Consider the following 12,293-nt stretch of genomic DNA (forward strand, 5'->3'; position numbering starts at 1 on the left):
GTCATTGAGGGGTTGACATGTCCGGGGACCTGGTGATTCGGCTGTCGGATGCCGAACGGATGGAAGCGGTTCGTGTGCTGGACACGGCCGTGGGCGATGGGCGGATCACGTGGGACGAGCACCTGGAGCGGACCGAACGGGTCTGGGCCGCCAGGACCAGGGCGGACCTGGCGCCGCAGCTGGCCGATCTCGGTCCGGTCGTCGCCCAGGGCGAGCCGGCGCAGCGTGTGGTCGCCACGGTCAGCAAGGTGATCCGGACGCCGGAGGCGGCGCGGGAGGTCCGGGCGCGGGCGACGTTCGGCGCGGTGGTGCTGAACCTGTCCGGGATGCGGCCGGGGGAGCAGGTCCGGGTCGTCGCCGACGCGTTCTGCGGCAAGATCGTGGTCTCGGTTCCGCAGAACGCCGTCGTGATCGACGAAGGGACCGCCGTGATGGGCAAACGCGGCATCTTCGGCGCCGCGACCGGCCAGGGCGGGCCGGTCGTCCGGATCAGCGGCCGGGTGACCATGGGAAACATCAAGGTGTTCCGCGGCGAGGACCGCCACTGGTGATTACCTGATACAGAATGGCTTTTTGTCACACGGGCGCGGTAGGTTGCTGGCAGCCCGTGTGACAAGGAGCTGTGCATGTCCACCACCACACATTTCCGTACCTGCCCCCTGTGTGAGGCCACGTGCGGCCTGAAGATCACGCTCGACGGCGACCGCGTCACGGACGTCCGCGGTGACCGCGACGACATGTTCAGTCTCGGCTTCATCTGCCCCAAGGGCGCCAAACTCGGTGATCTCGACCAGGACCCCGACCGGCTGAGCAGCCCGTTGGTCAAGCGGGACGGGCGGTTCGCCGAAGTGTCGTGGGACGAGGCGTTCGCCGAGGTGGAACGCGGCCTCGCCGCCGTAAGGCAGAAGTACGGCAACGAAGCGGTCGCGCTGTACATGGGCAACCCGAGCATCCACACGATGGCGGGCCCGGTCTACAACGGTGTTCTGGCCAAGAGCCTTGGCACGCGCAACATCTACACCGCCAGCACGAGCGACCAGATGCCCAAGCACGTGTCGTGCGGATACGTCTTCGGTGACCCGTTCTCGATCCCGGTGCCGGACATCGACCGCACGGACTACCTGCTGATGCTCGGCGCGAACCCGGTGGAGTCCAACGGAAGCCTGTGCACCGCGCCCGATTTCCCCGGCAGGCTCAAGAAGTTGCGGGCCCGTGGTGGCACGGTCGTCGTGGTGGACCCGCGCCGCACACGGACGGCGGACCTGGCCGACCAGCACCTGTTCATCCGGCCCGGCGCGGACGCGGCGTTCCTGTTCGCCTTGGTCCACACCCTGTTCGACGAGAACCTGGCCGTCGAGGTGCCGGAGATCGTCCACGGCGTGGCGGAACTCCGGGTGCTGGCGTCGAAGTTCCCGCCGGAGACGGTCGCTTCCGCGTGTGGCATCGACGCGTCGGCGATCCGGCAGGTCGCCAGGGACCTCTCCGCCGCGCCGACGGCCGTCGTCTACGGGCGCATCGGCACGACGACCGCGGAGTTCGGCACGCTGTCCAGTTGGCTCGTGGACGCGCTGAACGTGCTGACCGGCAACCTGGACCGGCCTGGCGGTGCGATGTTCCCCGCGTCCGCCGCGCGTGCGACGTATGTGAAGCGCAAGCCGTTCCGGACCGGCCGGTGGTCCAGCCGGGTGCGCGGTCTACCCGAGGTCGCCGGGGAACTGCCGACCGCCACGCTGGCCGACGAGATCGAAACCCCGGGCGAGGGCCAGGTGCGCGCGCTGTTCACGGTCGGCGGCAACCCGGCGTCGTCCGCGCCGAACGCGCCACGGCTCGCGGCCGCGTTGGCGGACCTGGAGTTCATGGTCTGCGTGGACCCGTATCTCAACGAGACCACGCGGCACGCCACCGTGATCCTCCCGCCGCCGCGGCTGACGCAGTCGCCGCACTTCGACTTCGGGCTGACGCAGTTCGGTGTCCGCAACTTCGCCAACTACTCCGCGCCGGCGTTGCCGTTGCCGGCGGGACGGCCGGGCGAGGCCCAGATCCTGGCCAGGCTGGTGATGATCGCCGCCGGCCAGGGCGCCTCGGCGGATCTGCGCGGGCTTGAGGAGATGATGATCGGCGGGCTGCTCGCGAAGGCCGTCCAGGCCGAGGGTTCGCCGGTGTACGGGCGTGATCCGGCCGAGCTGCGCCCGATGATCGAGGGCGACGGGCCGTTGGAGCGCTGGCTGGACCTTTCGCTGCGCCTTGGCCCGTACGGCGAAGGCTTCGGCGCCACCCCCTCGGGCCTGAAACTGGCCACGCTGCTGGAGAATCCGCACGGTGTCGACCTCGGCCCGTTGCGGCCCAGGCTCACCGAGGTGCTGTCCACCGCGGACGGGAAGGTGAACCTCTGCCCGGCCGAGCTCGCCGCCGACGTGCCCAGGCTGCTGTCGTGGCTGGCCGACCGCCCGCGCGGCATGGTTCTGATCGGACGCAGGCACCTGCGTTCCAACAACAGCTGGATGCACAACGTGCCCGCGCTGGTAACCGGCTCCAACACGTGCACGCTGCACATCAACACCGAGGACGCCGAGAAACTGTCGGTGACCACCGGCCAGCGAGTGCTCGTGATGTCGCGGACCGGCTCGATCGAGGTGGACGCCGAGCCGACCGACAAGATCATGCCGGGCGTGGTGAGCCTGCCGCACGGCTGGGGCCACGACCAGCCCGGCATCAGGCTGTCCGTCGCCACGAGGACCAACGGCGCGAACGTCAACACCGTGACCGACGAGTCCATCCTGGACGTCCTGTCCGGCACGGCGGTGTTCAACGGCGTCCCGGTCGAGGTCAAGGCGATCTGACCGGTGCCGGGAGGGCTCCCGGCACCGCACGGTTATCGTCCGCGTATGTCCGAACTGGAGGACTTCCTGGCCGCTCTGGTGCCCGGCGAACCCGTGACCTTCGACGGTCCTGGACGTGAGCGGCACCATGCGGCGGCGCGCCTGGCCGCGTCCGCCTTGCGCGACGACCACGAGGCGCTGGCCGTGGAGCTGGCCGGCGCGATGGAACGCCGCCGCCGCTGGCGGACCACCCGGCAGCAGCTCACCCGGTCCATCCGGCAGATGGGCAAGCGTCTCGGTGCCGAAGGCGGCGGCTTCCTGATGGTGCTCGTCGCCCAACGCGCGCAGTACGTGCACGACCCGGAGTGGAAGGCCAAGCAGGACGAGTACATCGCCAAGGTTCGAGCGATCGGCGCCGCGGCCATCGTCAGCGCGGGCGGACCGCTGGTCGGTCAGATCGAGAAGGTGTGGGCCGGGATCTGCGGCTGGGAAGCCTGACTGACGGCCGCCCAGCCGCGAGCGTTCCGGCTACGGCGTCCCCACGATGTGCGCGCGGGGAATTTCATGGTGCCGGAATGGTGGACACGGCGTGCCGGAATGGTGGACACGGCGTGCCGGAATGGTGGACACGGCGGGGGTCAGTCGAGGGCGGCGCCCGCGGTCATGTTGATCTCGGTGCCGGTGATCGTGCGGGCCTGGTCGGAGGCCGCGAACGCCGCCACGTTGCCGACGTCCTCCAGCGTGGCGGCCTTGCCGGTGAGGGTCTGTACGAGGATGCTCCGGGCGATCTTGTCCCGGTTCTCGTAGCCCTCGGGGATGGTGTCGATGATGCCGCTGGTGCGGAGGCTGAGCACCCGGATGCCGTACCGGCCCAGTTCGATCGCGAGCTGGCGGCGCATGGACTCCACGGCGTCGAACGTGACCTGGATGCCGCCGAAGTTGTAGTCGTGCATCAGCGGGCTGCGTTCGACCGAGCCGCCGAAGGCCAGGATCACGCCGCCGCCTTGCTTCATCATGTGCCGCGCGGCCGCGCGGGACGTGAGGAACTTCGAGCTCAGCGCGGTGATCACCGGGCGGATGTAGTCGTCCAGCGTCATCTCGACCATCGGTGTGCCCTGGACGTCGGTGTCCGAGATGACGTTCATCGAGATGTCGATGCTGCCTGCCTGCGCCACCACGGCGTCGGCGTGCGCGTTGACCTGGTCCTCGTCGAGGGCGTCGACCTGGGCGGCGTGCCCGTCGATCTGCACGGCGACCTTCTCCAGCGTGGCCATGGTCCGCCCGGCCAGGAAGACCCGGGCGCCCTCGCGGGCGAAAGCCCTGGCCACGGCGCTGCCGACCGAGCCACCGCCGCCGTAGATGATCGCGTTCTTGCCTTCGAGCAACATCGTCGTGCCTCCTGCTAGGGGTTTTGCCCCTGTAACCCGGCAGGCGGCGCGAACTCATCGCGGTCAGGCGGGAATTTTCTCCGGCAGTCCGTAGCGGCTGAAATCGGCGGTCAGGAACGAGACGACCTCGGCGATCCTGGTGCCCTCGAACCGCAGCAGGTCCAGGCCGGTCGGGACGTACAGGCCGGCTTCGAGGCGGTACGTGCCGAACGCCAGCTGGCCGTTCACCCGGGCGGGCACGAACTTCCAGCGGAAACGCATCGGCGTCGCCAGGAACTCGCGGATGGCGTCGTGGCCCTGGTACCACTCAGGCAGCGGCGGCATGGCGTACCTCGCGTCTTCGGTCAGCATGGCCACGATCGCGTCCACGTCACCGAGTTCCCAGGCCGTCGCGTACTGGTCGGCCACTTTCCGCAGCTCAGGGCCGGGCGTGACGTACTTGCGCGGCGTCACGACCTTGCGTGCTCGTTGCAGCGCGCTGTTCACTGCCGCGACCGTCGTGTCGAGTTGCTCCGCGACCTCCTGCGCGGAGAACCCGAGGACCTCACGTAACACGAGCACAGCCCGTTGCACGGCGGAAAGGTTCTGCAAGGCCGCGACAAAGGCCAGCTCGATGCCTTCCCGCGCCAGGTAACCGGCCTCGGGATCGTCCGGGTAGGGCTCCAGCCAGGCCGGGTCGCCGGTGCCGGTGAGGTCGGTGGGCAGTTCCCGTTTCGCCCGGTTCTCCAGCACCGTCAGGCATCTGTTCGTGGCGATCTTGTACAGCCAGGCCCGGACGTTGGTCCCGTCGAACCGGTCGATCGCGCGCCACGCCCGGATCAGGGTCTCCTGCGTCGCGTCCTCGGCGTCGTGCACCGAGCCGAGCATGCGGTAGCAGTGCGCTTGCAGTTCCCCTCGCAACGGGTCGACCAGGCGCCCGAAATCCTGCACCCGGCCAGCCTAGTCCTTGGTGCCGACGCCGGTCGCGACCTCTTTGGCCCGCCCGCCCGGGACGTCCGCCTGAAGCGGTGGCGTGTCCTCGCCCGCGCGGTGCTCGATGCCTTCGAGCAACTCGCTGATCGCCTCCTTCGCGGTTCGCTGGGCGCGCCAGCCGAGTTCGGTCCGTGCCCTGGTGGTGTCCATGATCGGCACTCGCAGGACGGTCTCGAACAGGCCGGGAGTCGCGGGCAGCAGGTGCAGCTTCCACGCCGCGGCGACCGCGGCCTTGACCGGCCACGCGGGGATCTTCACGACGCGCGCGTCCATCAGGTCGGCGAGCAGGTCCGGCCCGACGACCGGGTCCGCGGCGATGTTGAACGCACCGCTGACGTCCCGCATCGCGGCACGGTGGAACGCGTCGGCCGCGTCCTCGGTGTGCAGCGCCTGGAACCGCAGCCCAGGCAGGTCGGGGACGATGCCCGGCCGGAGGGGAACGTTCGGCAGGAACGGACCGGCGAACAGGCGCCGCTGATGGCCGGCCGCCGACCGCTTGAAGATGAACCCGGGCCGCATCCGGACGACCCGCACGGACGGGTTGTTCGCTTCGAACGTGTCCAGCACCCGCTCGACATACGCCTTCTCGACGGGGTAGGCGGCCTTCGGGTAGCCGTGGGTCGGCCAGGTCTCGTCGACGGGCGTCTTCTTGTCGGCGGAGGAGTACGCGCCGACCGAGGACGAGTACACCAGCGCGGGCACGCCGGCCTGCGCGACCGCCTCGAAGACCCTGATGCTGCCCTTGACGTTGTTCTCCCAGGTGACGACCGGGCTGTGGGTCGGCTGGAACAGCCAGCCCAGGTGGATGACGACGTCCGCGTCCTTGAAAAGGCTGACGAGGTCGTCCGTTCTGATGTCGGCCGACGCCCAGGACGTGCCTGGCGGCGTCTCCTCCGGCGCTCGCCTCGCGACGCCCAGCACCGACGTGACCTCGGGGTCCTCGGTGAGGCGACGGACCAGGCTGGTTCCGATGTTTCCGGTGGCTCCGATGACTACTGCTCTCATGTAGTACCGCCTACCCAGCGGCAGCGCGTCCCATGCAGGCGTGTGTGCTGGAGTCGCACGGCTTCGCCGCCCGCGCGATGCTCAGGCCCGGCGCGTCCGAACAGGACATTGCGGGTCCGGATGCGCCTGGTCGTCCGGGACGAACTCGTTGCCGGGCAGGCCGGTTCGCGCCTCGATGTCCCGCAGCGCGTAGGCCGCGTACACCGCCGCGAGCACACAGCCCGCGCCCATCACAACGAACGCCACGCTTGTGCTGGTGCCTTCAAGCAGGGTGCCGACGAGCGAGACGCCAATCGGTCCGGCGATGAGGGCGAGCGACGACACGCTGCCGATCACCCTGCCGCGAAGGCGTTCCGGCGTACGCTCCTGGATGAGCACGGCCGTGATCGGGTTGATCGGCGCGGCCGCGACGCCCACGAACGCCGCCAGCACGGCCATACTGATCCCGGCAGGGAACAGCATGATCCCGATTCCGCAGATCACGAGTCCCCACACCAGGACTGGCCGGCGACGCAGCTTGGTCGCGACGGCGCCGTAGGCGACCGCCCCGAGGACACCGCCGACGCCGAACATGGTCATCACCAAGCCGAGCAGGCCGGGGTTGCCGAGGCTTTGCGCCTGAGCCGTCAGTACGATCGTGAACGGTGCCACGAACATGATCAGCAACATGGCGGTCAGCCCGGCGCCCCGCAGGACCGGTTCGCGCCAGACGTACCGGAAGCCTTCGACCACGGACCGGAAGTAGTGGTCCGGGGCGGCATGGCGGGTGTCACGCGGGACCGTCAGCCACGTCAGCAGGACGGCCCCGAAGAACATGCCGACCGTGACCCACAGCGTGCTGGTCGCGCCCGCGAGGGCGATGAAGATGGCGGCGATGCCCGGCGCGACGAGATTTCCGAGTCCTTCGAGTGCCTCGCCCCACGCGTTCACCCGTTCGAGCGGAATCTTGGCGTGCCGCGCGACGTCCGGCCGGAGCGCTTCCCGCGCCGCCATGCCCGGACCGTCGAACAGGGCGCCCAACGCGACCAGAACGGCGATCAGGGCAGTGTTCAGGCCGGCCGTACTGTCCAGAATGGGCAACGCGGCCACGGCGAGCGCACTGAGGATGTCCGCGATGATGCTCAGCCTCCGACGACCCCAGCGGTCGATCAGCGCGCCGCCGAAGAACGTGGAGAGCGCGAGCGGACCGAGCGCCGCCGCGGCCAGCAACCCGGCGAGAGCGGGGCTGCCGGTGCGTTCGAGGACGAGCCACGGGATGGCGATGGCGGTGATCGCGTTGCCCGCCACCGACAGCCCGGTCGCGCCGAGCAGGCCGATGACCGCGATCATGTCCCGATGCCCCGCATGACGGTGGTCATCACCAGTTTCGGTGCGTCGAGCGGCGCGAGCCTGCCGAACGAGATGGCTTCCCACGCGGTGTAGAACGACCCTTCCAGGGTGGCCAGAATCCACCAGTCCGGGAGGTCTGCCCGCAGCTTGCCCGCCTCCTGGCCGCGCTGGATGAGCCGGAGAAGGTGTTCGCCGGACTGCTCGTAGCGCGTCACCAGGTCGGGCACGTCGTCCAGGCCGATCTGCCGGTACATGAACTCGATGCGCGGGCCGAGCGGGATGAGAGCGGTGATCGCCCGCTCAAGCCCCGCGACCACGTCTTCGCCAGGCACATCGAGTTGCGCGTCGGTCATCGCCTTGTCGACACGGTCGTAGGCATCGTGCGCCAACGCGACCAGGAGGTCATGCCGGGTCGCGTAGCGTTTGTGCAGCGTCGTACGGCTGACTCCGGCCGCCTTCGCCACGTCCCCCAGGGAGGCACTCGGGTCGGCCAGCAGCACCTTGATGGCCACATCCAAGATCGAGTGAACACTCATGTTCAGAAGTGTACAGGGATGTTCACGCGGGTTCCGGGATTCCCAAGTTTGTGGTCCCTGCCTGTAAGGATGACGCGCTGTGAGGACTCCGATACGGCCCCCGTTCCTGCGGAGACGGCTGGGCGCGAAGTTGCGGCGGATGCGCGAACAAGCAGGACTCACCCTCGACGAGGCCGCCGCCAAACTGGACAAGGCGCGAAGTGCGCTGAACCGGATCGAGACCGGGGAGACGAAGGCGGACGTCCACCTGGCCCGCTCGATCATGGACATCTACGACATCTTCGACGCGAACCTCCTGGACGAAGTGCGGGAGGCAGCGAAGACACCCTGGTTCCGCGCCTATGGGTTCAAAGACCTGGGGTATGTCGATGTCGAGACCGCTGCCGCACGAGTCAGCGAGTTCTCGACCTCGGTGATTCCTGGCCTCCTGCAGACCGAGGCTTACATCCGCGCGCTGTTCCGCTTGCGGCCCAACCAGGACCCGATTCGGCTGAAGAACGACACGAGAGTCAGGATCATTCGCCAGGCCCGGTTGACCGATCAGAACTGGCCGCTGGAGTTGAGTGCTGTGGTGGATGAGGGAGCCTTGCGCCGAGAAGTCGGCGGTGTGGCAGTGATGCGGGAACAGCTGAGACATCTCATCGCAGTAGCGGAGCTGCCAACGGTCACCCTTCAAGTGCTCCCACTGAAGCGCGGAGTACACCACTCAATGGATGGCGCCTTCGCCATCCTGCGGTTTCCCGACCCAGAGGACCCCGAACTGCTCTATGTCGAGTATCCGGGTGGAGCTCTTCACATCGAGGAACCGGAGAAGGTTGAGGAGGCTAAACTTTCGTTTGACTGCTTGCGGTCTGATGATGCGCTGAGCCCGGCCGACTCAGTGGCGTTGCTCGACCGGATGGCGAGCGAGTTGCATGGCCCCTAACGAGCGAGGGCGTTCACGGTGGATGGACTGGTCTGGCGAAAGAGCAGCCGCAGCGGAACCGGAACCAACGGAAACTGCGTCGAGGTGGCTCCCTGGCGGAAGAGCAGCTTCAGCGGCGGCAACGACAACGCCGCCTGTGTCGAGGTGGCGAAGATGCCTCCGGCGTTCGCGGTCCGTGACTCCAAGAACCCCGCCGCAGGCATCCTCACCTTTCCCCCTCTGACCTGGCGTGAGTTCTGCGACCGGCTATGACCCTGCCGACACCGTCTCGGCGATCTCCGCGTCGAGCGACCTCGGTGTCTTCGGCTCCAGGTACATCTCGTGCATGTACAGGTCGTCCATGTGGCCGATGTCGATCATCTCGGGTGGTCTGCGGGTCAGGCGCATCAGCGCACCACTGAACTGCGCCAGTTTCCGGAGCACGGGAGCCGGGATCTCACGCACCTTCCGTGGCTTGCCGGCCGCCGCGGCCATCCGGCTGACCATGTCCTTCCACGTCAGGTTCTCTTCCGCTACAGGGATGTTGGCGTTCGAGCCGTCCTCCAAGGCCGTCACCGTCGTCTCCGCGACGGCTCGGGCGCTGGTCACGGCCGTGCCACCAGTGGGAACAACCAGGGGGACAGGGGAGCGGACCCACTTCACGTACGGCGTCGACCAGTTTGGCACGCGGCCGGGTGCCACGCCGACCACGTAAGGGATCTCGACGATGGCCAACGGCAGGTCGGGCCCGACGGCCTCGCGTGCCAACGACGCCTGCTCCAACCGCGCACGCACATACGGATGCCGCGCGGACAACTTCCACTCCGGTCGGACCCGCTCGAAGTACGCGTAATACGACCCCAGCATCGCCGCCCGGCTGCAACCCGCTTCCCGAGCCGCACGCATCACCGCCACCGCGGGATCGACGTACCCGTTACGCAAGCGCGTTTCCATGCTGCCTGAGGCTGTGCGGTCGTACACGCCACCGGCGAACACCACGCCGTCGTAACCCTTCAGCAGCTCGGAGGTTACGTCCGTACCTTCAATGGCGTGGTCCACGCCAGGACGGTGAGTCCGTGCCACGACGGCGACTTCGTGTCCTCGGGCTCGTGCCTGTTCCACCACGTGGTACCCCAGGAGGCCAGTGCCGCCGACCACCATGATCCTCATATCGACACCCTGATCACGTCTTCGATCAACTCCGCTGTCAGTTCTTCGTCCGGCACCAGGCGTGGCGTCCCTGGGTTCGGCCGCCAGGAACGGCAGATCCGTGGCACCTTCACCGGGTAGATCTCCAGCTCACCGGTCCGCGTGATGTGCATCCGGAGGAAGCTCTTGTAGTCCTCGATGCCCTGCCCGGCGAACGCCTCGTTCGTGTTGATGTCCCAGCGGCTGGCCACCAGCAGGTACAACGCCACCAACTCCGCGTCCAGGAACCCGATCAACATCGGCGTCACCAGCAGAGCCATCCATACCGCAGCCGCACCGCCCATCCACAGCAAGACCGCCGCCCACAACGCGGCCAAAGCCAGGTGAGCCACCGTATGCAGCACACTGGCCAAGGCCCGGCCTGGTCGCGGCGGGCCCAACCGGGCGAAGGCGAATGCGGCGAACGCCACCAGCACGACCATGAACGCCGTGGGCGCCCACGTCGCCAGTTCACCGAAGGCGCCGTCCAACTCCACTGTCAGTCCGAATTGGAGGAACACGGCGAGTATTGTCTGCAGTACCCCTGTCAGGCCCCAGAGGCCCGGGTTGGTGAACGGCAGCCGAAAGATCCCCGCGGCGAGCTTCGCGGACTCCGTGCGCGAGGGGTAAGTCGCCTCCAGCGAGAACGTCTCCACAGGGGCAGGGATGCGGGCTTCCTGCGGGGGAAGGTCAAGTTCCTCAGGCAACAGGTGCGTAGCCGAGGTGTACGCGCCGCCACCGCCGCACGTGATGCGTTCGTCAGACCCCGAATACCGGGCGTAGTGATGTGAGTCGCCGGAGAGCATCACACGGATACGGGCACCCGTGGGGCGGATGATTTCGCGGTCGAAGAACTGGATGACGTCGTAGCCACGGTGGTCGTCCGGCGCGTAGGCCCAGGCAGGTGTGGGCGTGCACAGGATCACCGCGTCGCCGCCCGCGAGGCGTTCGGCGGCTGCGCGGAAGTACTCCAACTGCGGCGTGTCGATGTACTCGCCGAACTGGGTGTCGACGGCGAACAGCCACCAGCGGTGCGGCAGTTCGACCGCGAAGTAGCTGCGGGCCTGCTCGGTCCGCCAGCCGCCGATCGCGCGTTGCTGCGCGAAAGTCCGTAAGAACGAGGTCAGCCCGTCGTACCAGTCGTGGTTGCCGGGTAAGGCGAACAACAGCGGGGGATCGTCCGCCGAGGGCAACGCCGTTCGGTACGGTCCTTTGGTGTGGTCCTCGTAGGCCTGGTACGTCGCCGCGGGATAGACCTCGTCACCGCCCATTACCAGCATTTGGCCGCGGGGCAACGTGTGCCCGTCGATCTCCAGGTGCGGTGCGGCGAGCAGGAACGCGACCGAGTACGTGGCGTCGAAGCCGTCGCCGAGATCGGCGACGAAGTCGAACCACACCTCGTCGTCGCCGCAGGCGTGCACCGGTGACGGCAGGCTTTGTTGCAGTTCGCGCTTGTCGGCATAGGATCCGAAGATCCCCGCGAGCATCGACTTGATCCCGGTGCTGATCAGGACCCTCGGGGTGAGCCAGCGCACCGGGCGCCGGCGCTGGAAACCCAGCTGAGACATTCGGGCAGTTTACCGAGTTTTCCCGGCACGTTGATCGGCAGTCGCCTGGCGTACACCTGTCCTTGCCAGGCTGCGGCCGTGCAGACGACTGCGGCCGAGCGGGGCCGCAAATTCAACGCCGCCATGGCCACGATCGCCGCCCGGCTGCCGTTCGGGCTCAACAGGATCGTGCCGCCGAGCCTGCTGGGCTTCGCCGTGATCAACAGCTTCACCTTCGGCGTCGACCTCGTGCTGCTGAGCATCCTGCATGGGCTGCTCGACGTCGTGCTGTGGCTGAGCATCACGATCGCCTACGCGTGCGCGTTCGCGTTGAGCTACTTCCTCAACCGGGCGTTCAACTTCCGGTCGCACGCTCCTGTCGGCCCGCAGTTCGGCATCTACGTGGTCGTCGTGATCGTCAACTACCTCGCGTGGATCCTCGGTGTCGGCAGTGGCCTCGCCGCACTCGGCGTCGACTACCGCATCGCGCGGCTCGCGGCCGGTGCGTGCGAGGCCGTCTACATGTACGCGGCTATGCGGTGGGTCGTCTTCCGGAAGTGAGCACCGGCAACGAGACCAGTGCAGCTCCACCTCGTGAGTGTTTA

The 12,293-nt window shown here is 67.9% G+C and carries 13 protein-coding genes; 6 read left to right on the top strand and 7 right to left on the bottom strand.

Annotated features, from left to right (window positions below):
- Window positions 1-17: 17 nt before the first annotated feature.
- The 3 genes from GC106_RS01485 (at window position 18) to GC106_RS01495 (ending at window position 3,317) form a co-directional block, all read left to right on the top strand.
- Complete coding sequence (locus GC106_RS01485; RefSeq protein WP_173123504.1) at window positions 18-551, top strand: DUF1707 SHOCT-like domain-containing protein; 534 nt, start codon at window positions 18-20, stop codon at window positions 549-551.
- Between the two features lie 75 nt (window positions 552-626).
- The gene (locus GC106_RS01490; RefSeq protein ID WP_173123506.1) at window positions 627-2,840 is read left to right on the top strand and encodes a molybdopterin-dependent oxidoreductase; all 2,214 of its coding nucleotides are present in this window, start codon (window positions 627-629) and stop codon (window positions 2,838-2,840) included.
- 45 nt (window positions 2,841-2,885) lie between these two features.
- A complete protein-coding gene (locus GC106_RS01495) occupies window positions 2,886-3,317 on the top strand; it encodes a hypothetical protein (protein WP_173123508.1) in 432 nt (143 codons plus the stop codon).
- 140 nt (window positions 3,318-3,457) lie between these two features.
- Here GC106_RS01495 and GC106_RS01500 read toward each other — a convergent pair whose 3' ends face one another.
- The 5 genes from GC106_RS01500 to GC106_RS01520 form a co-directional block, all read right to left on the bottom strand.
- Complete coding sequence (locus GC106_RS01500; RefSeq protein WP_173123510.1) at window positions 3,458-4,207, bottom strand: SDR family NAD(P)-dependent oxidoreductase; 750 nt, start codon at window positions 4,205-4,207, stop codon at window positions 3,458-3,460.
- Window positions 4,208-4,270: 63 nt separating this feature from the next.
- Window positions 4,271-5,137: an RNA polymerase subunit sigma-70 gene (locus GC106_RS01505; RefSeq protein WP_173123512.1), complete on the bottom strand. Its 867-nt coding sequence runs from the start codon at window positions 5,135-5,137 to the stop codon at window positions 4,271-4,273.
- A gap of 9 nt (window positions 5,138-5,146) precedes the next feature.
- A complete protein-coding gene (locus tag GC106_RS01510; RefSeq protein WP_173123514.1) occupies window positions 5,147-6,184 on the bottom strand; it encodes an NAD-dependent epimerase/dehydratase family protein in 1,038 nt (345 codons plus the stop codon).
- An 81-nt stretch (window positions 6,185-6,265) separates the two neighbouring features.
- Window positions 6,266-7,513 carry an MFS transporter gene (locus tag GC106_RS01515; protein WP_173123516.1) on the bottom strand — a complete coding sequence of 416 codons (1,248 nt, stop codon included), beginning with the start codon at window positions 7,511-7,513 and terminating at the stop codon, window positions 6,266-6,268.
- Window positions 7,510-8,049, bottom strand: coding sequence for a TetR/AcrR family transcriptional regulator (locus GC106_RS01520; protein ID WP_173123518.1), 540 nt, complete (start codon window positions 8,047-8,049; stop codon window positions 7,510-7,512). The genes GC106_RS01515 and GC106_RS01520 overlap by 4 nt, the downstream gene beginning before the upstream one ends.
- Window positions 8,050-8,128: 79 nt before the next feature.
- On the opposite strand from GC106_RS01520, the gene GC106_RS01525 reads away from it, so the two are divergent.
- Window positions 8,129-8,974: a helix-turn-helix domain-containing protein gene (locus GC106_RS01525; protein WP_312872340.1), complete on the top strand. Its 846-nt coding sequence runs from the start codon at window positions 8,129-8,131 to the stop codon at window positions 8,972-8,974.
- A gap of 18 nt (window positions 8,975-8,992) precedes the next feature.
- Window positions 8,993-9,226: a DUF397 domain-containing protein gene (locus GC106_RS01530; protein ID WP_173123522.1), complete on the top strand. Its 234-nt coding sequence runs from the start codon at window positions 8,993-8,995 to the stop codon at window positions 9,224-9,226.
- Here the strand turns inward: GC106_RS01530 and GC106_RS01535 are convergent.
- Both GC106_RS01535 and GC106_RS01540 read right to left on the bottom strand, forming a co-directional pair.
- Window positions 9,221-10,123 carry an NAD(P)H-binding protein gene (locus GC106_RS01535; RefSeq protein WP_173123524.1) on the bottom strand — a complete coding sequence of 301 codons (903 nt, stop codon included), beginning with the start codon at window positions 10,121-10,123 and terminating at the stop codon, window positions 9,221-9,223. The genes GC106_RS01530 and GC106_RS01535 overlap by 6 nt on opposite strands.
- Entirely contained in the window at window positions 10,120-11,709 is a 1,590-nt protein-coding gene (locus GC106_RS01540) for a metallophosphoesterase (RefSeq protein ID WP_173123526.1), read from the bottom strand. The genes GC106_RS01535 and GC106_RS01540 overlap by 4 nt, the downstream gene beginning before the upstream one ends.
- Before the next feature lie 78 nt (window positions 11,710-11,787).
- Here GC106_RS01540 and GC106_RS01545 point away from each other — a divergent pair, with 78 nt between their 5' ends.
- On the top strand, window positions 11,788-12,249 hold the full coding sequence (locus GC106_RS01545; protein WP_312872341.1) for a GtrA family protein: 462 nt from the start codon (window positions 11,788-11,790) through the stop codon (window positions 12,247-12,249).
- The last annotated feature ends 44 nt before the right edge of the window (window positions 12,250-12,293 follow it).

The organism is Kibdelosporangium persicum, from assembly GCF_013280595.1.
Lineage (GTDB): Bacteria > Actinomycetota > Actinomycetes > Mycobacteriales > Pseudonocardiaceae > Kibdelosporangium > Kibdelosporangium persicum.

Bases quoted from the DNA above. Each gene is read 5' to 3' on its own strand.
- GC106_RS01515 (WP_173123516.1), bottom strand. From the start codon at position 7,513: ATGATCGCGGTCATCGGCCTGCTCGGCGCGACCGGGCTGTCGGTGGCG.
- GC106_RS01495 (WP_173123508.1), top strand. From the start codon at position 2,886: ATGTCCGAACTGGAGGACTTCCTGGCCGCTCTGGTGCCCGGCGAACCC.
- GC106_RS01485 (WP_173123504.1), top strand. From the start codon at position 18: ATGTCCGGGGACCTGGTGATTCGGCTGTCGGATGCCGAACGGATGGAA.
- GC106_RS01490 (WP_173123506.1), top strand. From the start codon at position 627: ATGTCCACCACCACACATTTCCGTACCTGCCCCCTGTGTGAGGCCACG.
- GC106_RS01500 (WP_173123510.1), bottom strand. From the start codon at position 4,207: ATGTTGCTCGAAGGCAAGAACGCGATCATCTACGGCGGCGGTGGCTCG.
- GC106_RS01535 (WP_173123524.1), bottom strand. From the start codon at position 10,123: ATGAGGATCATGGTGGTCGGCGGCACTGGCCTCCTGGGGTACCACGTG.
- GC106_RS01510 (WP_173123514.1), bottom strand. From the start codon at position 6,184: ATGAGAGCAGTAGTCATCGGAGCCACCGGAAACATCGGAACCAGCCTG.
- GC106_RS01520 (WP_173123518.1), bottom strand. From the start codon at position 8,049: ATGAGTGTTCACTCGATCTTGGATGTGGCCATCAAGGTGCTGCTGGCC.
- GC106_RS01540 (WP_173123526.1), bottom strand. From the start codon at position 11,709: ATGTCTCAGCTGGGTTTCCAGCGCCGGCGCCCGGTGCGCTGGCTCACC.